Source organism: Bacillus sp. F9_6S_D1_P_5, from assembly GCF_054823925.1.
This window is the reverse complement of the sequence record NZ_JBTREW010000006.1, coordinates 200,026-220,864: the sequence shown is the minus strand read 5'-3', so window position 1 is coordinate 220,864 and position 20,839 is coordinate 200,026. Positions and strand designations below refer to the sequence as shown.

The window sequence follows — 20,839 nt, the reverse complement described above, 5'->3', positions numbered from 1 at the left end:
TGTGCTTGAGCAAGGTTTATTAGTAACGGCTGGGGTAGCATTCTTAATTTCTGTTGCCCTTTCGCCATTGTTTATTCCATTTTTAAGAAAATTAAAGTTCGGACAGAGTATTCGTGATGAGGGACCAAAGTCACATCAAAAAAAATCAGGGACACCGACAATGGGTGGTATCGTCATATACGTATCTATGATGGTAACTTCACTTATTATGGCGATTAAGTTTAAACATTTAGGTGCAGAGGTTTCATTGTTACTATTAGTGACGTTTGGTTACGGATTGATTGGATTTTTAGATGACTACATAAAGGTAGTTAAGAAGAGAAATCTTGGTTTAACATCAAAACAAAAATTAGTAGGTCAGCTTGTTATTGCTATTGCGTTCTTTTTAATTGGAAAAGGGCAAGCGTTCCACACATACATCATGATTCCAGGAACAGATGTTAAGTTTGAATTAGGTTGGGCATATTTTGTACTTGTACTATTTATGCTTATTGGTGGATCAAATGCAGTTAACTTAACTGACGGTTTAGATGGTTTATTATCAGGAACAGCTGCTATTGCATTTGGAGCGTTTAGTATTATTGCTGTAGCACAAGAGCAATTTGGAGTAGCGATATTCTGTATGGCGGTTGTAGGAGCTGTACTTGGATTTTTAGTATTCAATGCGAATCCAGCGAAAGTATTTATGGGGGACACAGGTTCTTTAGCTTTAGGTGGAGCCATTGCAGCTGTAGCAATTTTATTAAAGCAAGAATTGCTACTTGTAATCATTGGCGGAGTATTCGTAATGGAAACTTTATCTGTTATTATTCAAGTTATTTCATTTAAAACAACAGGAAAACGTGTCTTTAAAATGAGTCCATTACACCATCATTATGAATTATGTGGTTGGTCAGAATGGCGTGTTGTTGTGACGTTTTGGTCTGTAGGATTTTTATTAGCTGTGTTAGGAATTTATATCGGGGTGTGGATGTAATTGAAAACTGTAACTGAATTTCAAAATAAAAATATTCTTGTATTAGGCATTGCAAAAAGTGGTTATGCAGCAGCTACGTTGCTACAAAAATTAGGTGCAAATGTTATTGTAAATGACGGAAAGCCTTTAGCAGATAATGTACTTGCTGCAGAATTACAAGCAAAAGGAATGGACGTTGTATGTGGTGGTCATCCTTTAGAATTGTTAGAGAGAAATATTTCTCTTGTAGTAAAAAATCCAGGAATCCCGTATTCTAATCCAATATTAGTTGCTGCGAAAGAAAAACAACTTCCGATTGTTACGGAAGTTGAATTAGCATATCGTATTTCAGAAGCGCCATTTGTTGGGATTACGGGGTCTAACGGTAAAACGACGACGACAATGCTTACATTTGAAATGCTAAAAGAAGGACAAAAGCATCCTGTAATTGCAGGAAACATTGGAACTGTAGCGTGTGAAGTAGCACAGGATGCAAAAGAAAATGAAGTTGTAGTTACAGAACTTTCATCGTTCCAATTGATGGGAGTAGAATTGTTCCAACCTAAAATTGCTGCGTTTTTAAATTTATTTGAGGCCCACTTAGATTATCATGGGACGAAGAAAGAATATGGTTTAGCGAAAGCAAATATTTTTAAAAACCAAACAGAAAATGACTATAGTGTAATAAATGCAGATGATACAGATGTGATGGCTTTATCTGCTTATAGTAAAGGGCAAAAAGTACTATTTTCAACAACGAAAGAAATTGAAGATGGCGCGTGTATAAAAGATAATGCTCTTTATTTCAAAGGTGAAAAAGTTGTTGAAGTAGGCGATATCGTTTTACCTGGTCAACATAATTTAGAAAATATTTTAGCAGCGATGAGTATCGCAAAATTATTGGGTGTTTCTAATGAAGCGATTACGGCGGTGTTAAAACGATTTACGGGTGTTAAACATCGTTTAGAATATGTAACAACTATTAACAATCGTAAGATTTATAATGACTCAAAAGCAACGAATATGTTAGCGACTGAGAAAGCTTTATCTGCGTTTACACAACCGATTGTGTTATTAGCAGGTGGCCTGGATCGTGGAAATGAATTTGATGATTTAATTCCATATTTCAAAAATGTAAAAGCAATTGTAACATTTGGACAAACAGCTCCTAAATTAGTAAGAGCTGCAGAAAAAGCGGGATTAGATACAATTGAAAGTGTCGATACTTTAGATGAAGCGGTAGTGAAAGCTTACGCTCATTCTACAGATGGTGATGTTATTCTTCTTTCTCCAGCATGTGCAAGCTGGGATCAATTTAAAACATTTGAAGAAAGAGGAGACATTTTTATACAAGCTGTGCATAAACTTATATAAAGTAAATCAAAACATCAGTAGGCTAATACCTACTGATGTTTTGTTACATAGGGCAAAAGTTTCTGCCTAAAGAGGTGGTGTTTATGGGTAATGAAGAAAACGCCTGATTTTATTCTCATCATCGTTACACTTGCGTTGTTAACAATCGGAATGGTTATGGTGTATAGTGCGAGTGCGGTTTGGGCCTCTTATAAAATGGGGGACTCATTCTTTTTTGCAAAAAGGCAATTGCTATTTGCAGGTCTTGGTGTAGTGGCTATGTTTTTAATTATGAAAATTGATTATTGGGTGTGGCGTACGTACTCAAAAGTAATTTTGCTAGTTTGCTTCATTCTTCTTATTCTCGTTCTTATTCCTGGAGTAGGACTTGTTCGAGGCGGAGCGCGAAGTTGGATTGGAATCGGGGCATTTTCCATTCAACCGTCAGAATTTATGAAGTTTGCGATGATTATTTTCTTAGCGAAATTTTTAGCGGAACGACAAAAATTAATTACTTCTTTTAAACGTGGTTTACTACCAGCTCTAAGTTTTGTATTTCTTGCTTTCGGAATGATTATGTTACAGCCAGATCTTGGTACAGGAACGGTAATGGTTGGGACATGTATCATTATGATATTTATCTCGGGGGCAAGGGTCTTTCACTTTGCAATGTTTGGTTTGATTGGTGTAGCAGGATTTGTAGGGTTAATTGCATCAGCACCGTATCGAATGAAACGTATAACATCATATTTAGATCCGTGGTCAGATCCGCTTGGAAGTGGATTTCAAATTATTCAATCGTTACTCGCAATTGGACCGGGTGGATTATTCGGGCTTGGACTTGGACAAAGTAGACAAAAGTTTCTTTATTTACCTGAACCGCAAACAGACTTTATATTTGCAATCTTATCCGAGGAATTAGGTTTTATTGGTGGTTCATTTGTGTTATTATTATTTAGTCTATTATTATGGCGTGGGATTCGTATAGCTTTAGGAGCGCCAGATTTATATGGTACGTTTTTAGCAGTAGGTATTGTGGCGATGATTGCGATTCAAGTAATGATTAATGTTGGTGTTGTAACAGGATTGATGCCTGTTACGGGTATTACTTTGCCGTTTTTAAGTTATGGTGGATCAAGTTTGACATTAATGTTAATGGCAGTAGGTGTATTATTAAATATAAGTCGCCATTCTCGCTACTAAACCCTGTTTTATAAGACAGGGTTTTTCGTATGTGCGCGAAGAAACAATATGTATATAGAAATAAATACGACTGAAATTAGAAACAGAGAAGCGGAGGAGTTAGTAGTGCGTGTATTAGTAAGTGGTGGGGGCACTGGAGGTCATATTTATCCGGCTCTTGCTTTAATAAGAGAAATAAAAAAATTAAATCCGGAAGCAAGGTTTTTATATATTGGAACGGAGAATGGATTAGAGAGCACAATCGTGCCGAAAGCAGGTATACCGTTTCAATCCATTGTTATAAGTGGATTTAAGCGTAAAATATCGTTAGATAACGTGAAAACAGTGATGCGTTTCCTAAAAGGTGTACAAGATAGTAAACGATATATTCGTCGTTTTAATCCGGATATTGTAATTGGAACGGGTGGATATGTATGTGGACCTGTTGTATATGCTGCGGCAAAATTAGGTATTCCAACTATTGTACATGAACAAAATAGTGTACCTGGTGTAACGAATAAATTTTTAAGCCGCTATGTTGATAAAGTTGCGGTTTGTTTTGATGCAGCTGTAGAGCATTTTCCACAATCAAAAGTGGTCATGACAGGAAATCCACGAGCATCAGAAGTGATGGATCAAAATGGAATGAAAGGAAAACGTTCAGTAGGTTTATCTCTTCCTAAAAAATCCGTACTTATTTTTGGTGGAAGCCGTGGCGCTAGACCGATTAACGATGCTTTCGTAGAGGCAATTGAGCAGTTTGGAAATAAAAGTTACGAAATATTGTATGTAACAGGTGAAGTTCATTACGACAAAGTGATGGAAGCAGTGAAGCAAAAAGGGAATCCGAGTAATGTTATTATTAAACCTTTCATTCATAATATGCCAGAAGTACTTACAGGTGTAGATCTTGTTGTTTCAAGAGCTGGGGCAACAACACTTGCAGAATTAACAGCGTTAGGTAAGCCAAGTGTATTAATTCCAAGTCCTTACGTAACAAATAACCATCAGGAAAAAAATGCACGTTCTGTTGTCGATAAAGGAGCAGCAAAAATGTTGCTTGAAAAAGATTTAACAGCAGAAACGCTTATTCGTGACATTGATGAGATTTTATTAGATACACAAACATTACAAAATATGAAGCTTGCTGCTGGGCAATTAGGTATTCCTGATGCAGCAAATAAGTTGTATGAAGTAATGAATAAGCTTGTAAAAAAATAACGTTAGGTGAAAGCCCTGCATACTACTGTAATAAGGATACTTAGTATGGGGGAGATTGTTTATGGAGCAATTAGTAAATGAGCTTATAGAAGCAAATGTTGGTCGCGTGTTAGTGGATGAACCGTTAGCTCGTTATACAACTATGAAAATAGGTGGACCAGCTGATATTTTAATTGTGCCAAAGCATGTTGCCGGTATTGAAAAAACGTTGCAGTTAGTAAAAAAGTATAAAACAAAGTGGACTGTAATTGGTCGTGGTTCGAACCTTCTTGTATCTGATTTAGGTATAGATGGTGTCGTTATTCGTTTAGGAGAAGGATTAGACCACTTAGAAGTCGAAAAATACAAAGTAAGAGTTGGTGGTGGGTATCCCCTTATTAAATTATCAACTTTACTTAGTCGTCAAGGATTAGCCGGTCTGGAGTTTGCAAGTGGTATTCCAGGAAGTGTTGGTGGTGCAGTGTATATGAATGCAGGAGCACATAAATCGGATATATCAAATGTAGTATCAAAAGCTCTTATTTTGTTTGAAGATGGAACAATTGACTGGTTAACGCATGAAGAAATGGAGTTTTCCTATCGTACATCTGTATTGCAAATGAAACGTCCTGGTATTGTTTTGGAAGCTGAGTTTCAATTACAGATAGGAGAGCGTGAAAGAATTGTAAGTGTCATGCAAAAGAATAAAGATTACCGCCGTGAAACACAGCCGTGGAATCATCCTTGTGCAGGAAGTGTGTTCCGAAATCCAATTCCATACTTTGCAGGAGATTTAATAGAAAAAGCGGGACTTCGTGGTTATCAAATAGGTGGAGCTCAAATTTCTGAAATGCATGGGAATTTTATTATTAATACTGGGGGAGCCAGTGCGCAAGATGTCTTATCTTTAATTGCATTAATAAAACAAACAATCAAGGATAAATTTGGCGTAGAAATGCATACAGAAGTAGAAATCATTGGAAGATAACGGTTATTCGTTCCGCTCATTATCATTTATGTTATAATAAGAAGATAAGAACGGCATGAGGAACATGCCGTTCTTTATGTTACGTAGGGGGATCGTACATGAAAAATAGTAAAGTAATTAAACTACAGGATCGTGTACCAAAGTTAAAAAATCAACAGAAAAAAAACAAGAAAAATGTTAATCATCGGTTGATTTTATACATATCAATTTTATTTTTATTAGTGCTCTTTTTGATTTATTTTCGGTCTCCGCTTAGCAATATAAAAAAGATAAGTGTGTTTGGAAATCATTATATGACAGATGAACAAGTAATGAAGGAATCAGGTGTGACATATGATACAAGTTATTTCCGAGTGACAGCACATAAAGCAGAAGAAAACTTAACGAAACGAAAAGAAATTAAAGCAGTAAATGTAAAAAAACGTTTTCCAAATAAAATTGATGTTCATATTGAAGAATATTTAACGATTGGTTATATAAACAAAGATGGGAAATTACAACCGTTATTAGAAAATGGGAAAACACTTGATGTACTTCCGAACGGAAAACTTCCTGTTGCAGCGCCAATTTTTGAACCTTTTAAAGAGGAGAAAATGAAGGAGTTAATTGCTGAGCTTGAAAAATTAACACCAACTATTTTAAGGTCTATTTCTGAAATTCGTTATTCGCCGACAAATGCGAATGAGGACCACCTTACTTTATATATGAATGAAGGGTATGAAGTGAGCACTACGATTCAAAATTTCGCAAAACGTATGGAAGCTTATCCACTTATATTAAAAACAATTGAGCCGGGTAAAAAGGTATTAATTGACTTAGAAGTAGGGGCATATACGAAAGAAATAGGAGCGGAAGAAAAAAAAGAATAGAACGATAGTTTTCACTACGTTATTGTAGAAAAAACGAAACGAACGTTCTACTTGATGCATAGGAATTTACAAGAATGGTTCATTTGATGAAAAATATGTAAAAATTCTTAGATTCATACTAGGATTGGTACAAGTTTCACTTTTCTATGAGTACATCTTAGTGTAGACTTATACTTGGCGGTAATCTTTACACTTGAAATAGAATTATTTCAAGATAAGCAGTTATTCACAGTTTACTGCGATATTCTTAAATGAATGTTAAATAAAAATAAGAAAAATATAGGGTTAAAAAAGGGAAACGTATAAAGACGTTGAATATTTTTCTTATAAATAGTAAAGTTGCGATTGTTGTTCCATATATTGAGTTGTATGGTATAAATAAAGAAGGAGGTGCCAAAGAATGAACAGCAATGAAATATATGTTAGTCTTGACATCGGTACATCCAATGTTAAAGTCATCATTGGTGAAATGGTTAATGACAGCTTAAACATAATTGGTGTTGGAAATGTAAAATCAAATGGTTTGAAGAAAGGATCGATAGTTGATATAGACGAGACTGTTCGATCAATTAAAAAAGCAATTGAACAAGCTGAGCGCATGGTGGGAATCCACATTGAGCAAGTTGTGGTAGGTGTCAATGCAAACCAGGTACAGCTACTTCCTTGTCACGGAGTAGTCGCTGTTTCAAATGAAGATCGTGAAATCGGGAATGAAGATGTCTTACGCGTTCTAGATGCAGCACAAGTTGTGTCAATTGCTCCAGAACGTGAGTTTATTGATGTGGTACCTCGACAGTTCATTGTAGACGGTCTTGACGAGATTAACGATCCACGAGGGATGATCGGTGTAAGATTAGAAATGGAAGGGACACTTATTACAGGCTCGAGAACTTTACTACATAATCTACTTCGTTGTGTAGAAAAAGCAGGTCTTGAAATTGTTGATATTTGCCTTCAGCCTTTAGCAGCTGCTACAGTTGCTATATCTTCAGATGAAAAAAATAGAGGAGTAGCCCTTGTTGATATGGGTGGAGGATCTACAACTTTATCTATTTTTAAAGATGGAGAGTTACAAGCGACGAGTGTATTACCATTAGGTGGAGACCATATAACAAAGGATATTGCGATTGGGTTGAAAACTTCAACAGAAAATGCAGATCAAATTAAGTTGAAATATGGACATGCTTTTTATGATACAGCATCTGAAGAAGAGATGTTTACGGTTCCTATTATGGGAAGCGATCAAACAGAACAATATTCTCAATTGGAATTATCGGATATAATAGAGGCTCGTGTAGAGGAAATTTTAATGTTTGTTCAAGATGAAGTGCGTAAGTTAGGAGTAAAGCAAGTAGCTTCTGGTTATGTACTAACCGGTGGAATTGCTTCTATGCCAGGTGTTCTTGATCTTGCATATGATATTTTACATGAAAATATTCGTATAGCAACTCCTGATTATATTGGTGTGCGTGAGCCACAATATACAAGTGGAGTGGGATTAATTAAACATTCTTATCAAAAAGCTAAATTACGTGGAAAAAATGTGCAGGAAAAGCAAGAGCATTTTGAACCAGTACCAGCACCAGCTCCAACGCCGGTACAACAGCAACCTGCGAAACAAAAAACTCGTAATCAAAACAATAATAATCAAAATGATGACCGTATGATGTCAAAAGTAAAACGTGTATTCCGTTATTTATGGGATTAAAATTGGACACGAAAAATGAGGTTCTAGGGGGATTTCGACATGTTAGAGTTTGATACTACTCAAGATCAATTAGCGAATATAAAAGTTATCGGTGTCGGCGGTGGCGGAAACAATGCTGTAAACCGTATGATTGAACACGGTGTACAAGGTGTAGACTTTATCGCTGTAAATACTGATGCACAAGCATTAAATCTATCAAAAGCTGAAACAAAAATGCAAATTGGTGGAAAATTAACACGTGGACTTGGTGCAGGTGCAAACCCTGAAGTAGGGAAAAAAGCTGCAGAAGAAAGCAAAGAACAGATTCAAGAAGCGCTTCGTGGTGCTGATATGGTATTCGTAACTGCTGGTATGGGCGGCGGAACTGGAACTGGTGCAGCTCCAGTTGTTGCTCAAGTTGCAAAAGAATTAGGTGCATTAACAGTTGGTGTTGTAACACGTCCATTTACATTTGAAGGACGTAAGCGTGCAACACAAGCAGCATCTGGTATTGCGGCATTTAAAGAAAATGTAGATACACTTATTGTAATTCCAAACGATCGCTTATTAGAGATCGTTGATAAAAATACGCCAATGTTAGAAGCGTTCCGTGAAGCAGATAACGTATTACGTCAAGGTGTTCAAGGTATTTCTGATTTAATTGCAACACCAGGTTTAATTAACTTAGACTTCGCAGACGTAAAAACAATTATGTCTAATAGAGGTTCTGCTTTAATGGGTATTGGTTCTGGTAATGGAGAAAATCGTGCTGCTGAAGCTGCGAAAAAAGCGATTTCTAGTCCATTATTAGAAACATCTATTGATGGAGCTCAAGGTGTTATCATGAACATTACGGGTGGAGCTAACTTAAGCTTATATGAAGTACAAGAAGCGGCAGACATTGTAGCTTCAGCTTCAGATCCAGAAGTAAATATGATTTTCGGTTCTGTTATTAACGAAGGATTAAAAGATGATATCGTTGTAACTGTAATTGCAACTGGTTTTGATGATAGCATTGCAACTCAACCACCAAAACCAATCATTCGTCCGAATGTGAACCACACGCAACAACAGCAACAGCCAGTAGCTCAACCTCCAAAACAACGTGAAGTAAAACGTGAAATGAAGCGTGAAGAGCCGGTTGTACATGAGCGTCATTCAGATTCAGATGATATCGATATTCCAGCATTTTTACGTAACCGTCGTAGACGATAAAGGAAAAGGAGCTTTCAGGCTCCTTTTTTGTTTTATACAGGGAAAAGATCTGCTAAGCAGGTCTTTTTTTATTTTATCCCGCTTTAATGGGCAGTAAGACCCCCACCTCAAAATTCAGCGAAAGCAAAGAATTTAGGTGGGGGTCGGGCTGCCCATAAAAGTCCGATTGGTGAGGGCTGATAATCAGTGGGAGATGAAGAAAATCCCCACTGATTAAAGTTTCACTTTATATATTTCACTTTATATGTAAGTAAAAAAGCATAGTATTCTATGAAACATATACTTTTATTTTTTACCGACAGATTATGTCTAGAAAGCACAAAATAACAAAAAAACACCTCCGCAAATTGACACACTTTCCTATTGGATATGCATTATACTAGTCTCAACTTAAAAAAAGAGGTGAATTGTTTGGTTGTTTACGCCGACGTTGTTTGGTTGTTAAACGCCTGCATTGATTTTCTTTTACTTTTATTAACAGCCACCGTGTTAAAAAAGAAGATCAAAAGATGGAGGCTTGTGTTAGGGGCATTTATAGGTTCAACCATTGTTATTTTTGCCTTTACTCCTTTTGCTTCTATGATGACACATCCGATTATGAAACTGCTGTATTCGTTACTTATTGTGTATACAGCCTTTGGATTTACAACGTTTAGAAATTATGCACAAACTGTTTTTACTTTTTATTTTGTAACCTTTATGGTTGGCGGAGGGTTAATTGGCACTCATTTCTTTTTGCAAACGAATGAAATGGTAAATGGATTGGTTCAATCTCAATCTATTTCTTACGGTGATCCAATTAGCTGGTTGTTTGTTGTTTTTGGTTTTCCAGTAATCTATTATTTTTCTAAAAAGCGTATTGAAAGCGTAGAGGTTACAAAAATACACTATGATCAAATTGTGAAATTGAAAATTCAATTAGCTGAAGAGGAACTAGAACTCACAGGTTTGATTGATAGTGGGAACCAACTTTACGATCCGTTAACAAAAACACCCGTTATGATTATGCATATTTCATCATTAGAACATTGCTTGCCAGCTTGGTTAACAGAACAAGTTTATTCTAAAACAGAGATTCCTCAAATACCAGAAAATGATTCTGGATGGGCGACAAAATTACGCTTAATTCCTTTCCGAGCAGTAGGAGTAGAGAGTCAATTTTTATGGGCCGTTAAGCCAGACAGTGTACACATTGATCATGAAGGTAGTTCTATTGTAGTCAGCAAAGTATTGATTGGGTTAAATACACAACAGTTGTCAACCAATGGAGAGTATCAATGTATTGTGCATCCGAAAATGTTAATTTCGCAAAAAATGGTAATTGCTTAATAATGGGAGGCGGGATAATATGATGAAATTAAAATTTTATTTAGTATACCTTTGGTATAAAGTATTGCTGAAATTAGGAATTAAGACCGATGAAATTTATTACATTGGTGGAAGTGAAGCGTTGCCACCACCGTTAACGAAAGAAGAAGAGGAAGTTCTTTTAAATAAATTGCCAAAAGGAGATCAGGCAGCAAGATCGTTACTGATTGAACGCAACTTACGGCTAGTCGTATATATAGCAAGAAAGTTTGAAAATACAGGGATAAATATTGAAGATTTGATTAGTATTGGAACAATCGGCCTTATTAAAGCGGTGAATACATTTAATCCGGAAAAGAAAATAAAATTAGCAACATATGCCTCGCGTTGTATAGAAAATGAAATTTTAATGCATTTGCGCCGGAATAATAAAAATCGTTCAGAAGTTTCTTTTGATGAACCGCTTAACATCGATTGGGACGGGAATGAACTTTTGTTATCAGATGTATTAGGTACAGACGATGACATTATTACAAAAGATTTAGAGGCTACTGTTGATCGTCATCTTCTAATGAAAGCATTACATCAATTAAATGATCGTGAAAAACAAATTATGGAACTTCGCTTTGGGCTGGCTGGAGGAGAGGAAAAGACGCAAAAAGATGTAGCGGATATGCTTGGGATTTCACAGTCATACATTTCGCGTTTAGAAAAAAGAATCATAAAAAGATTACGAAAAGAATTTAATAAAATGGTGTAAAGAATAAGATCAGCCTATATAACGGCTGGTCTTATTCTATTTAGTTGTATGAGGAAAGGCAACTAAAATGAAAAATGAAGAAAAAACCGCATGCATAAAATCCCCTTCAAAGGAAATACTTTACACTGTACAGCAACTCCCGATAGGAGGGAACACTTTGACGAGAAACAAAGTAGAAATTTGCGGTGTTGATACAGCTAAACTTCCCGTACTAAAAAATGATGAAATGCGTAAATTATTTCGTGAAATGCAAAGTGGAGAGATAAGCGCAAGAGAGAAATTAGTGAATGGAAACTTACGTCTTGTACTGAGCGTCATCCAAAGATTTAATAACAGAGGAGAATATGTTGACGATTTATTTCAAGTTGGTTGTATCGGACTTATGAAATCCATTGATAACTTTGATTTAGGCCAAAATGTAAAATTTTCAACGTATGCTGTGCCGATGATTATTGGGGAAATACGCAGATATTTGCGTGATAACAATCCGATTCGCGTATCTCGCTCATTACGAGATATTGCGTATAAAGCGTTACAAGTAAGAGAAAAGTTGATTGCAGAAAATTCAAAAGAACCAACAGCGATGGATATTGCAAAAGTACTTGAAGTAACTCATGAAGAAATTGTTTTCGCGTTAGATGCAATTCAAGATCCAGTTTCATTATTTGAGCCGATTTATAACGATGGGGGAGATCCTATCTTTGTTATGGATCAGTTAAGTGATGAAAAACAAAAGGACGAGCAGTGGGTTGAAGAGTTAGCACTAAAAGAAGGAATGAAGCGTTTAAATGATCGTGAGAAAATGATTATTCGAAAACGTTTCTTCCAAGGAAAAACACAAATGGAAGTTGCAGAAGAAATTGGGATTTCTCAAGCGCAAGTGTCACGTTTAGAGAAATCAGCTATTAAACAAATGAATAAGACGATTCAAGGATAAGGTTTCACCATTTATGGTGAAACCTTTTTATATGTAACATAGTTTGTTTGTGCTCATAGTAGGTAAAGGGTGTTCATATAATGAAAATAATATGGGGTTGGCAAGACGGTACTTCCTGTTAATTTAAGAAATAGCTTTTTTCAATTCGTCACATATAAGGGAGAGGATGAAAGTGATACGAATTTCGGAATTGCAGATGAAAGATATAATAAATGTTTCAGATGGAAAACGGCTTGGGAATATTGGAGATATTGAAATTGATATGAATACAGGGAAGATCGGGTCTATTATTATTTCTAAACAGGCACGTATGTTAGGGATATTTGGGAAAGATGTAGAAATTGTAATTCCTTGGAAAGAAATTGTGAAAATTGGGGAAGATGTCATACTTGTTAGAGTAAATACTGTTAATTCTGTAACAGAATCAATACAAACACCGACAATTTCATAAAGAATATTACAAATTCCTCTTTTTTTTCTGTTAGGATTATGAAAAAATAAAAGTATGGTAAAATAGACAGGAAGTACCATGCTTTTTTTATGATATTTTAATTAAAAAGGGGTCGCTTTGTTATGAGAGAACCATTTAAATATGTGGACGGTATACTGTATTTACAAGCGTGGAAAGAACTTGGAAACATTACTGCTGGATTTACGACAAAAGATGGTGGGATAAGTACGGGCTCCTTTCATGCGATGAATTTAGGATTACATGTGAATGATATCGTGGAGAACGTTCATGAAAACAGACGCATTTTAGCAAATAAGTTACAAAAACCATTAGAAAACTGGATTTGCTCTGAACAAGTTCATGATCATCATGTTGAAAAAGTAGGACAACAAGAAAAAGGAAGTGGCGTCTATTCATATGAAGACGGCATTTCAAAAACAGATGGCATTTATACGACTAATAATGATGTTCTTCTAACATCTTGTTACGCAGATTGTGTTCCACTCTATTTTTATGCCCCATCACATGGTATGATAGGACTTGCGCATGCTGGATGGAAAGGGACTGTAAAAGAGATTGCAAAGGAAATGATTCAAAAATGGAATGCAGAAGGCATTTCAAGCGATGAAATTCATGTTGCAATCGGACCAGCAATTGGATCTTGTTGTTACGTTGTTGATGATCGAGTGTTAACAGCAGCAGAGCAAGTAGTAAACGGTTCTGTCCCTTATAAAAAAATTTCTGATGGGCAGTACGCAATTAATTTAAAAGAAATTAATCGTATATTATGTGTACAAGCAGGCATAAAAGAAGAGAATATTGTAATGTCATCTCTTTGTACAAGCTGTGAAGAGCAACTATTTTTCTCTCATCGCCGTGATCAAGGTAAGACAGGAAGAATGTTGAGTTTCATAGGTTTTAAGGAGGAAGAAAGCAAGTGACAGTACAAAAAAATTTAACAACTGTAAACGAAGTAATTAAGCAATCTTGTGCACGAGCGGGACGTTCGTTGCAAGATATTAAACTCGTTGCGGTTACAAAAACGGTAGGAATTGAAAAAACAAACGAAGTAATTGAAGCTGGAATTATCGATTTAGGTGAAAATAGAAATGAAGGTTTCTTACAGAAGTACGAACATTTCGGTTCAAAAGTGAATTGGCATTTTATTGGATCATTACAAACGAGAAAAGTAAAAGAAATCATTAATGAAATTGATTACTTACATTCATTAGATCGCCTTTCACTTGCAAAAGAAATTCAAAAACGTGCGAATAAGAAAGTGAAATGTTTTATTCAAGTGAAAACATCATCTGAAGAATCAAAGCAAGGCTTGGCAATAGATGAAACCATTCCTTTTATTCAAAGTTTGCAAGAATTGGATAAGATTGAAGTGGTGGGACTAATGACAATGGCTCCGTTTACAGAAGAAGAGGAAGAAATTAGACGCTGTTTTAAGGAGTTACGTATGCTACAAACAGAGGTGCAGGAGCTGGAATTATTGCATGCACCATGTAAAGAATTATCAATGGGAATGTCTAATGATTACACAATTGCAATTGAAGAAGGCGCTACATATATTCGTTTGGGGACGATTTTAGTAGGAAAAGCGTAAAAGGAAGGAGAATCTTATTATGAGTTGGTCAAAAGTAAAATACTTCTTTTTTGATACACCAGAAGAAAAAGAAGCAGCTCAATATAGTTATGAAAAGGAGCAAACAGACATGAAGAAGCAGCAAGATCCGCCAGAACAACAAGATGTTACGTTTCCAAAAGCACAACCGAAACAAAATGTTGTGAGCATTGAAACGGCAAAGCAATCTTCAAAAGTTGTTTTATTAGAACCACGCACATATTCGGAAGCGCAAGGAATTGCGGACCATTTAAAAGGTAGACGAGCTGTTGTAATTAATTTACAACGAATGTCTACTGATCAAGCTGTACGTATCGTTGACTTTTTAAGTGGTACTGTATACGCTATAGGCGGGGACATTCAAAAAATAGGACCGAAAACATTTATGTGTACGCCTGAAAATGTAGATATTGTTGGTGCAATTTCAGAGTTGTTCGGTGAAGAAGAAGACACAAATATAAAGAGGTGGTAATACGCCATGGAAACAGTTTTAAGGCTTTTAGTTTATGCTATCGAGATTTACTCGTGGGCACTTATTATTTACATTCTCCTATCATGGTTCCCAGGTGCAAAGGAATCAACTTTCGGAGATGTTCTTGCGCGTATTTGTGAACCGTATTTAGAACCATTTCGCAGATTTATTCCGCCGCTTGGTATGATTGATATCTCTCCACTCGTTGCGATTTTCACGTTAAAGCTTGCTACGAAGGGTTTAGTAAGTATATTCGCCTATTTCTTATAGTAAGAGGTTAAATACATGAGCATCTATGAACATTTCAGACCTGATGAAGAGGTCTTTGTGGATAAGGTGTTAGAGTGGAAGCGAGTAGCGGAGTACCATCAAGTGAAGTTAACAGACTTCCTTGATCCAAGACAACAACAAATTGTCACTATGGTAATAGGACAAGGGGATGTTGCTGTACAGTTTGATGGTGCAACGCCTCATGCAGAGCGTAAAAGAGCACTCATTTATCCGGACTATCTAGTAGTGAATGAAGAGGAATTTCAAGTAGAAGTATTGGAAATTGACTATCCTTCTAAGTTTTATACGCTAGAGCATAGGCAAATATTAGGTACATTTATGTCTCTCGGTTTAACGAGAGAAAAATGTGGTGATATTTTGCTTCAAGAAGATCGTGCCCAAATTGTAGTTGCGAAAGAAGTTGTATCTTATATTGAGATGAACTTACAATCGATAGGGAAAGTGAAGGTTTCCTTATCACCAGTGCAAGGAGAAAAAATTCTACAGATGCAAGAAACGTGGGGAGAGAAATCTGGAACGGTTTCTTCGCTTCGTTTAGATGTTATATTAGCAGAAATGTTACATATATCCAGACAAAAAGTACAACCTTTCATAAAAAATGGTTTAGTAAAAGTGAATTGGAAAACAGTGGAGCAAACTTCTTATGAATGTTATCCAGGAGATGTTTTTTCAGTGAGAGGGTATGGACGAAGTAAATTGTTGTCTATAGAAGGTAGAACAAAGCGCGACAAATGGAGAATTTTGTATGGTATACTAAAATGATTGGTTTTTTAGAAGGAAATCCTCCTATTTTGTCGAAGAAAAGATATAATTGAAAGAGGAAATTTAGATAACTACTTGGAGGTGGCGTTGTGCCGTTAACACCATTAGACATTCATAACAAAGAATTTGGTCGCGGATTCCGTGGCTATGATGAAGATCAAGTAAATGAGTTTCTTGATCAAATTATCAAAGATTATGAATTAGTCATTCGTGAGAAAAAAGCTTTAGAAGAAAAAGTTGCGCAATTAGAAGGGAAGTTAGATCATTTCTCTAATATTGAAGATACGTTAAACAAATCTATCGTCGTTGCACAAGAAGCAGCGGAAGAAGTAAAACGTAATGCGCAAAAAGAAGCAAAATTAATCGTACGTGAAGCTGAAAAGAATGCAGACCGTATTATTAACGAAGCGTTAGTAAAATCAAGAAAAGTTGCTTTTGATATTGAAGAGCTAAAGAAACAAGCGAAAGTATTCCGCACACGTTTCCGTATGTTACTAGAAACGCAGCTTGAAATGTTAAACAACGATGATTGGGATAAACTAATTGAGTTAGAAGACGAAGTAGACGAGCTGTTGAAAAAAGAAGAAACAGTGTAAGCTTGACGTTTTTCTCATTATTACATATAATTTTAAACAACATATTTATTAAGAAAAACGAAGATAGGGATAAGTACCTTTTTCATACCTTATATAGCGAACTGAGGATGGTGTAAGCTCAGGATAAGGAGATAATGGGAATATCACCCTGGAGTTCCGCGCTGAACAAATAGAGTAAGCGTAGACGTATATTCGCGTTAAGAATATAAAGAGGATTGTATACATACGTATAGGATCTACTAGGGTGGTACCGCGGGAGACTTTCTCGTCCCTTTTTGGGATGAGAAGGTCTCTTTTTTATTCCGTTTTTTAAGTGTTTCTTTTATACATGTAAGGAGGAATTGAGCATGGAGTACAAAAATACATTACTAATGCCAAAAACAGAGTTCCCAATGCGTGGGAATTTACCAAAACGTGAGCCTGCAATGCAAGAACAGTGGGCTGAAATGAATATTTATGAAAAGGTACAAGAACATACGAAAGGTCGTCCTTTATTTGTACTGCATGATGGACCTCCATATGCGAATGGTGACATTCATATGGGACATGCATTAAATAAAGTGTTAAAAGACTTTATTGTACGTTATAAATCAATGACTGGTTACTGTGCACCATATGTGCCAGGTTGGGATACACACGGTTTACCAATTGAGCAAGCTTTAACAAATAAAGGTGTAAAGCGTAAAGAAATGACAGTTGCTGAGTTCCGTAAGTTATGTGCAGAGTATGCATATGAACAAGTAGAACGTCAACGTGAACAATTTAAGCGTTTAGGTGTACGTGCTGACTGGGATAACCCATACATTACTTTAGAGCCAGCTTATGAAGCACAACAAATTAAAGTGTTTGGTGATATGGCGAAAAAAGGTTATATCTATAAAGGACAAAAACCAGTTTACTGGTCTCCAACGAGTGAATCAGCTTTAGCAGAAGCTGAAATTGAATATCAAGATAAAAAATCAGCATCTATTTACGTAGCATTCCCTGTAAAAGACGGAAAGAACGTATTAGAAGGTGATGAGAAATTCATTATCTGGACAACAACACCTTGGACGTTACCTGCAAACTTAGGTATTTCTGTTCACCCAGAACTTGATTACGCTATTGTAAAAGTAAATGATGAAAAATATATTATTGCTTCTGAACTATTTGAGACAGTTGCAAAAACGTTAGAGTGGGAAAATGCTGAAGTTGTGAAAACAGTAAAAGGTAGCGAACTTGAGTATACAGTTGCAAGACATCCATTCTACGATCGTGATTCATTAGTTATGCTAGGAGATCACGTAACAACAGATGCAGGTACAGGTTGTGTTCATACAGCACCAGGACACGGGGAAGATGACTTCGTTGTTGGTAAAAAGTATGGATTAGAAGTACTTTGTCCAGTTGATGATAAAGGTGTATTAACAAATGAAGCACCTGGATTTGAAGGCTTATTCTATGATAAAGCTAACAAGCCAATTACAGAAAAATTAGAAGAAGTAGGCGCGTTACTGAAATTAACATTCATTACGCATTCATACCCACATGATTGGAGAACGAAAAAACCAATTATTTTCCGTGCGACAGCACAGTGGTTTGCATCTATTGAAGCGTTCCGTAAAGAATTATTAGAAGCTGTTGCGGAAACAAAATGGGTACCAGCATGGGGAGAGACTCGTCTTCATAATATGGTTCGTGACCGTGGTGACTGGTGTATTTCTCGTCAGCGTGCATGGGGTGTGCCAATCCCTGTATTCTATGCAGAGAATGGTGATCCAATTATTACAGATGAAACAATTAACCACGTAGCAGACTTATTCCGTGAGCACGGTTCTAACGTATGGTTCGAGCGTGAAGCGAAAGATCTATTACCAGAAGGATTTACACATACAGGTAGCCCAAATGGTGAATTCCGTAAAGAAACAGACATCATGGATGTATGGTTCGATTCAGGTTCTTCTCACCAAGCGGTATTAGAAGAGCGCAATGATTTACAACGTCCAGCTGATTTATATTTAGAAGGATCTGACCAATATCGTGGTTGGTTTAACTCTTCATTATCAACAGCAGTTGCTGTAACAGGTAAAGCTCCATATAAAGGCGTACTAAGCCATGGTTTCGTATTAGATGGTGAAGGACGTAAAATGAGTAAGTCGATTGGAAACATCGTCGTACCGAAGAAAATTATGGATCAATTAGGTGGAGATATTTTACGCTTATGGGTATCTTCTGTTGACTATCAATCTGACGTGCGTATTTCAGATGATATTTTAAAACAAGTAGCAGAAGTGTATCGTAAAATCCGTAATACATTCCGTTTCTTATTAGGTAACTTAGACGACTTTAAGCCAAGTGAAAATACAGTAGCTGTAGCTGAACTTCGTGAAGTAGATCGCTACATGTTAGTGAAGTTAAATGACTTAATTACAAAAGTAAAAGAAGCATATGAGACATACGACTTCGCTGCTGTATATCATGCAATTCATAACTTCTGTACAATTGATTTAAGTTCATTCTACTTAGACTTTGCAAAAGACATTTTATACATTGAAGGTGCAAACCATGAAGATCGTCGTGCAATTCAAACTGTATTATATGATGTTCTTGTTGCATTGACGAAACTTGTAACACCAATCTTACCGCATACAGCGGATGAAGTATGGCCATACATTCCAGGTGTAACAGAAGAAAGTGTACAATTAACTGATATGCCAGAAGCTGTACAATTAGATGATGCGGAAGCATTAAAAACAAAATGGGATGCATTTATGACATTGCGTGATGATGTATTAAAAGCGTTAGAAGTAGCTCGTAATGAAAAAGTAATCGGTAAGTCATTAAATGCAAGCATTACACTATATCCAACTGCAGAAATGAAAGCTATGTTAGAGTCTATTAATGAAGACTTAAAGCAATTATTCATCGTTTCTGAGTATAAACTTGGTGGCATGATGGAAGAAGCGCCAGCAGGTGCACCGAAGTATGAGCATACAGCAGTTGTTGTGGCTCAAGCAACTGGTGAAACATGTGAACGTTGTTGGGTAGTTTCAGAAACAATTGGTAAAGATGCTGAACATGAAACATTATGTGAGCGTTGTGCAACAGTTGTTAAAGAAAACTACGTAAAATAATAAAAAACTGACTGTGCGTAAGTACAGTCAGTTTTTTTATTGACGATATATTGAAATAACTTTCACTCTCTTTCCTATGAAGGAAAAATGTGTGTGAGGTAAGCATAGAAATTTCGGACACACTAATCGTACATTGCAGCTGGGAGGAATGTACACGTGAATGAAATGTATATGGAAATCAAAGAAGAATTGCAATTGATGCGAAAAGAGTTACAAGAGAGGCTAGCTAAAGAGGTCATGCACAAATATGATACAGAGTTTAGCGAAGAGCTTGGATATGAAATTAAGGAAGAGATAAAGAAAAAACTGTTATTACATGATATAAAAGAGGATTTAAAAGATGTAGAACGTGCATTATTCAAAATGGAAATAGATATGTATGGTATTTGTGAAGAAACAGGGAGAGTAATTTCGGTAAAACAAATGAAGACGATGCCGACTGCCCGTACTATACATGAATTTTTCTATGAAAAAGTAAATGTATGAATGTGCACAACGATATTATATTACCTTTTTTTAATTTATTTTATTCTTCTATAAAGGTTCATTGTGAAAAGGTTGCAGCTATGCTAAAATTTTGAGGTACACTGTCTTTGTGGGGGAAATGAAAATGATATATTATGTAATAGCGTTATTTGTCATTGCCATCGATCAAATATCGAAATGGCTAATTGTAAAGAACATGGAATTGGGTACGAGTATTCCGATTATCGATAATGTATTATACATAACATCACATCGAAATAGAGGAGCTGCCTGGGGTATTTTAGAAAATAAAATGTGGTTTTTCTACATTATTACAGTTGTCTTTGTAGTATTTATCGTAATGTATATGAAAAAATACGCAAAAACAGACAAGCTTCTAGGAATTTCATTGGGTCTAATTTTAGGCGGAGCAATTGGTAACTTTATTGATCGTGTATTTAGACAAGAAGTAGTGGATTTCATTCACGTGTATATTTTTTCGTACAACTACCCAGTATTCAATATAGCTGATTCAGCATTATGTATTGGTGTTGTATTAATTATTATTCAAACATTATTAGAAGGCAAGAAAACGAAGGAGTAAT

The 20,839-nt window shown here is 36.0% G+C and carries 21 protein-coding genes and 1 other annotated feature; all 21 genes read left to right on the top strand.

Going from position 1 to position 20,839, the window contains the following annotated elements; genetic code table 11:
* The first annotated feature begins 1 nt into the window (after position 1).
* The 21 genes from mraY to lspA all read left to right on the top strand — a co-directional run bounded on the left by mraY (position 2) and on the right by lspA (position 20,838).
* Positions 2 to 976, top strand: a complete 975-nt coding sequence (gene mraY / locus ACUXEY_RS10105; protein ID WP_062923009.1) for a phospho-N-acetylmuramoyl-pentapeptide-transferase — start codon at positions 2 to 4, stop codon at positions 974 to 976.
* The gene (gene murD / locus ACUXEY_RS10100; protein WP_461300589.1) at positions 977 to 2,329 is read left to right on the top strand and encodes a UDP-N-acetylmuramoyl-L-alanine--D-glutamate ligase; all 1,353 of its coding nucleotides are present in this window, start codon (positions 977 to 979) and stop codon (positions 2,327 to 2,329) included.
* A 90-nt stretch (positions 2,330 to 2,419) separates the two neighbouring features.
* The gene (gene spoVE, locus ACUXEY_RS10095; protein WP_166701990.1) at positions 2,420 to 3,511 is read left to right on the top strand and encodes a stage V sporulation protein E; all 1,092 of its coding nucleotides are present in this window, start codon (positions 2,420 to 2,422) and stop codon (positions 3,509 to 3,511) included.
* 105 nt (positions 3,512 to 3,616) lie between these two features.
* On the top strand, positions 3,617 to 4,711 hold the full coding sequence (murG, locus tag ACUXEY_RS10090; RefSeq protein ID WP_087959020.1) for an undecaprenyldiphospho-muramoylpentapeptide beta-N-acetylglucosaminyltransferase: 1,095 nt from the start codon (positions 3,617 to 3,619) through the stop codon (positions 4,709 to 4,711).
* A gap of 61 nt (positions 4,712 to 4,772) precedes the next feature.
* A complete protein-coding gene (gene murB, locus ACUXEY_RS10085) occupies positions 4,773 to 5,678 on the top strand; it encodes a UDP-N-acetylmuramate dehydrogenase (RefSeq protein WP_461300588.1) in 906 nt (301 codons plus the stop codon).
* Between the two features lie 98 nt (positions 5,679 to 5,776).
* Positions 5,777 to 6,547 (top strand): cell division protein DivIB, encoded by a 771-nt coding sequence (gene divIB, locus ACUXEY_RS10080; protein ID WP_000798231.1) that lies wholly within the window; start codon positions 5,777 to 5,779, stop codon positions 6,545 to 6,547.
* 400 nt (positions 6,548 to 6,947) lie between these two features.
* Entirely contained in the window at positions 6,948 to 8,255 is a 1,308-nt protein-coding gene (gene ftsA / locus ACUXEY_RS10075; RefSeq protein ID WP_166701994.1) for a cell division protein FtsA, read from the top strand.
* A gap of 39 nt (positions 8,256 to 8,294) precedes the next feature.
* Positions 8,295 to 9,449: a cell division protein FtsZ gene (gene ftsZ / locus ACUXEY_RS10070; protein ID WP_000888987.1), complete on the top strand. Its 1,155-nt coding sequence runs from the start codon at positions 8,295 to 8,297 to the stop codon at positions 9,447 to 9,449.
* 411 nt (positions 9,450 to 9,860) lie between these two features.
* Complete coding sequence (spoIIGA, locus tag ACUXEY_RS10065; RefSeq protein ID WP_048530602.1) at positions 9,861 to 10,778, top strand: sigma-E processing peptidase SpoIIGA; 918 nt, start codon at positions 9,861 to 9,863, stop codon at positions 10,776 to 10,778.
* A 19-nt stretch (positions 10,779 to 10,797) separates the two neighbouring features.
* Entirely contained in the window at positions 10,798 to 11,517 is a 720-nt protein-coding gene (sigE, locus tag ACUXEY_RS10060; protein ID WP_000976948.1) for an RNA polymerase sporulation sigma factor SigE, read from the top strand.
* 157 nt (positions 11,518 to 11,674) lie between these two features.
* A complete protein-coding gene (gene sigG, locus ACUXEY_RS10055; protein ID WP_000197753.1) occupies positions 11,675 to 12,454 on the top strand; it encodes an RNA polymerase sporulation sigma factor SigG in 780 nt (259 codons plus the stop codon).
* 166 nt (positions 12,455 to 12,620) lie between these two features.
* Entirely contained in the window at positions 12,621 to 12,905 is a 285-nt protein-coding gene (locus ACUXEY_RS10050; protein ID WP_048530599.1) for a YlmC/YmxH family sporulation protein, read from the top strand.
* Positions 12,906 to 13,027: 122 nt separating this feature from the next.
* Positions 13,028 to 13,846: a peptidoglycan editing factor PgeF gene (gene pgeF / locus ACUXEY_RS10045; protein WP_063221170.1), complete on the top strand. Its 819-nt coding sequence runs from the start codon at positions 13,028 to 13,030 to the stop codon at positions 13,844 to 13,846.
* A complete protein-coding gene (locus ACUXEY_RS10040; RefSeq protein ID WP_461300587.1) occupies positions 13,843 to 14,517 on the top strand; it encodes a YggS family pyridoxal phosphate-dependent enzyme in 675 nt (224 codons plus the stop codon). The genes pgeF and ACUXEY_RS10040 overlap by 4 nt, the downstream gene beginning before the upstream one ends.
* Before the next feature lie 19 nt (positions 14,518 to 14,536).
* Positions 14,537 to 15,007 (top strand): cell division protein SepF, encoded by a 471-nt coding sequence (locus ACUXEY_RS10035; RefSeq protein ID WP_000119136.1) that lies wholly within the window; start codon positions 14,537 to 14,539, stop codon positions 15,005 to 15,007.
* 6 nt (positions 15,008 to 15,013) lie between these two features.
* Positions 15,014 to 15,277 carry a YggT family protein gene (locus tag ACUXEY_RS10030; protein WP_048530595.1) on the top strand — a complete coding sequence of 88 codons (264 nt, stop codon included), beginning with the start codon at positions 15,014 to 15,016 and terminating at the stop codon, positions 15,275 to 15,277.
* 15 nt (positions 15,278 to 15,292) lie between these two features.
* Positions 15,293 to 16,060, top strand: coding sequence for a YlmH family RNA-binding protein (locus tag ACUXEY_RS10025; protein ID WP_461300586.1), 768 nt, complete (start codon positions 15,293 to 15,295; stop codon positions 16,058 to 16,060).
* Positions 16,061 to 16,149: 89 nt separating this feature from the next.
* Entirely contained in the window at positions 16,150 to 16,656 is a 507-nt protein-coding gene (gene divIVA, locus ACUXEY_RS10020) for a septum site-determining protein DivIVA (RefSeq protein ID WP_001131611.1), read from the top strand.
* A 51-nt stretch (positions 16,657 to 16,707) separates the two neighbouring features.
* Positions 16,708 to 16,932 (top strand) — a binding site (T-box leader).
* Positions 16,933 to 17,003: 71 nt separating this feature from the next.
* Positions 17,004 to 19,769: an isoleucine--tRNA ligase gene (gene ileS2 / locus ACUXEY_RS10015; protein WP_166701997.1), complete on the top strand. Its 2,766-nt coding sequence runs from the start codon at positions 17,004 to 17,006 to the stop codon at positions 19,767 to 19,769.
* Positions 19,770 to 19,925: 156 nt separating this feature from the next.
* Positions 19,926 to 20,255, top strand: coding sequence for a TraR/DksA C4-type zinc finger protein (locus ACUXEY_RS10010; protein WP_001004659.1), 330 nt, complete (start codon positions 19,926 to 19,928; stop codon positions 20,253 to 20,255).
* 124 nt (positions 20,256 to 20,379) lie between these two features.
* A complete protein-coding gene (gene lspA / locus ACUXEY_RS10005; RefSeq protein ID WP_001980603.1) occupies positions 20,380 to 20,838 on the top strand; it encodes a lipoprotein signal peptidase LspA in 459 nt (152 codons plus the stop codon).
* The last annotated feature ends 1 nt before the right edge of the window (position 20,839 follow it).

Excerpts from the sequence above, each read along its gene's own strand:
- ACUXEY_RS10050 (WP_048530599.1), top strand. The coding sequence starts at position 12,621 with ATGAAAGTGATACGAATTTCGGAATTGCAGATGAAAGATATAATAAAT.
- pgeF (WP_063221170.1), top strand. The coding sequence starts at position 13,028 with ATGAGAGAACCATTTAAATATGTGGACGGTATACTGTATTTACAAGCG.
- ACUXEY_RS10035 (WP_000119136.1), top strand. The coding sequence starts at position 14,537 with ATGAGTTGGTCAAAAGTAAAATACTTCTTTTTTGATACACCAGAAGAA.
- ACUXEY_RS10025 (WP_461300586.1), top strand. The coding sequence starts at position 15,293 with ATGAGCATCTATGAACATTTCAGACCTGATGAAGAGGTCTTTGTGGAT.
- ACUXEY_RS10030 (WP_048530595.1), top strand. The coding sequence starts at position 15,014 with ATGGAAACAGTTTTAAGGCTTTTAGTTTATGCTATCGAGATTTACTCG.
- spoVE (WP_166701990.1), top strand. The coding sequence starts at position 2,420 with ATGAAGAAAACGCCTGATTTTATTCTCATCATCGTTACACTTGCGTTG.
- ftsA (WP_166701994.1), top strand. The coding sequence starts at position 6,948 with ATGAACAGCAATGAAATATATGTTAGTCTTGACATCGGTACATCCAAT.
- sigE (WP_000976948.1), top strand. The coding sequence starts at position 10,798 with ATGATGAAATTAAAATTTTATTTAGTATACCTTTGGTATAAAGTATTG.
- murB (WP_461300588.1), top strand. The coding sequence starts at position 4,773 with ATGGAGCAATTAGTAAATGAGCTTATAGAAGCAAATGTTGGTCGCGTG.
- ileS2 (WP_166701997.1), top strand. The coding sequence starts at position 17,004 with ATGGAGTACAAAAATACATTACTAATGCCAAAAACAGAGTTCCCAATG.
- divIB (WP_000798231.1), top strand. The coding sequence starts at position 5,777 with ATGAAAAATAGTAAAGTAATTAAACTACAGGATCGTGTACCAAAGTTA.
- lspA (WP_001980603.1), top strand. The coding sequence starts at position 20,380 with ATGATATATTATGTAATAGCGTTATTTGTCATTGCCATCGATCAAATA.
- ftsZ (WP_000888987.1), top strand. The coding sequence starts at position 8,295 with ATGTTAGAGTTTGATACTACTCAAGATCAATTAGCGAATATAAAAGTT.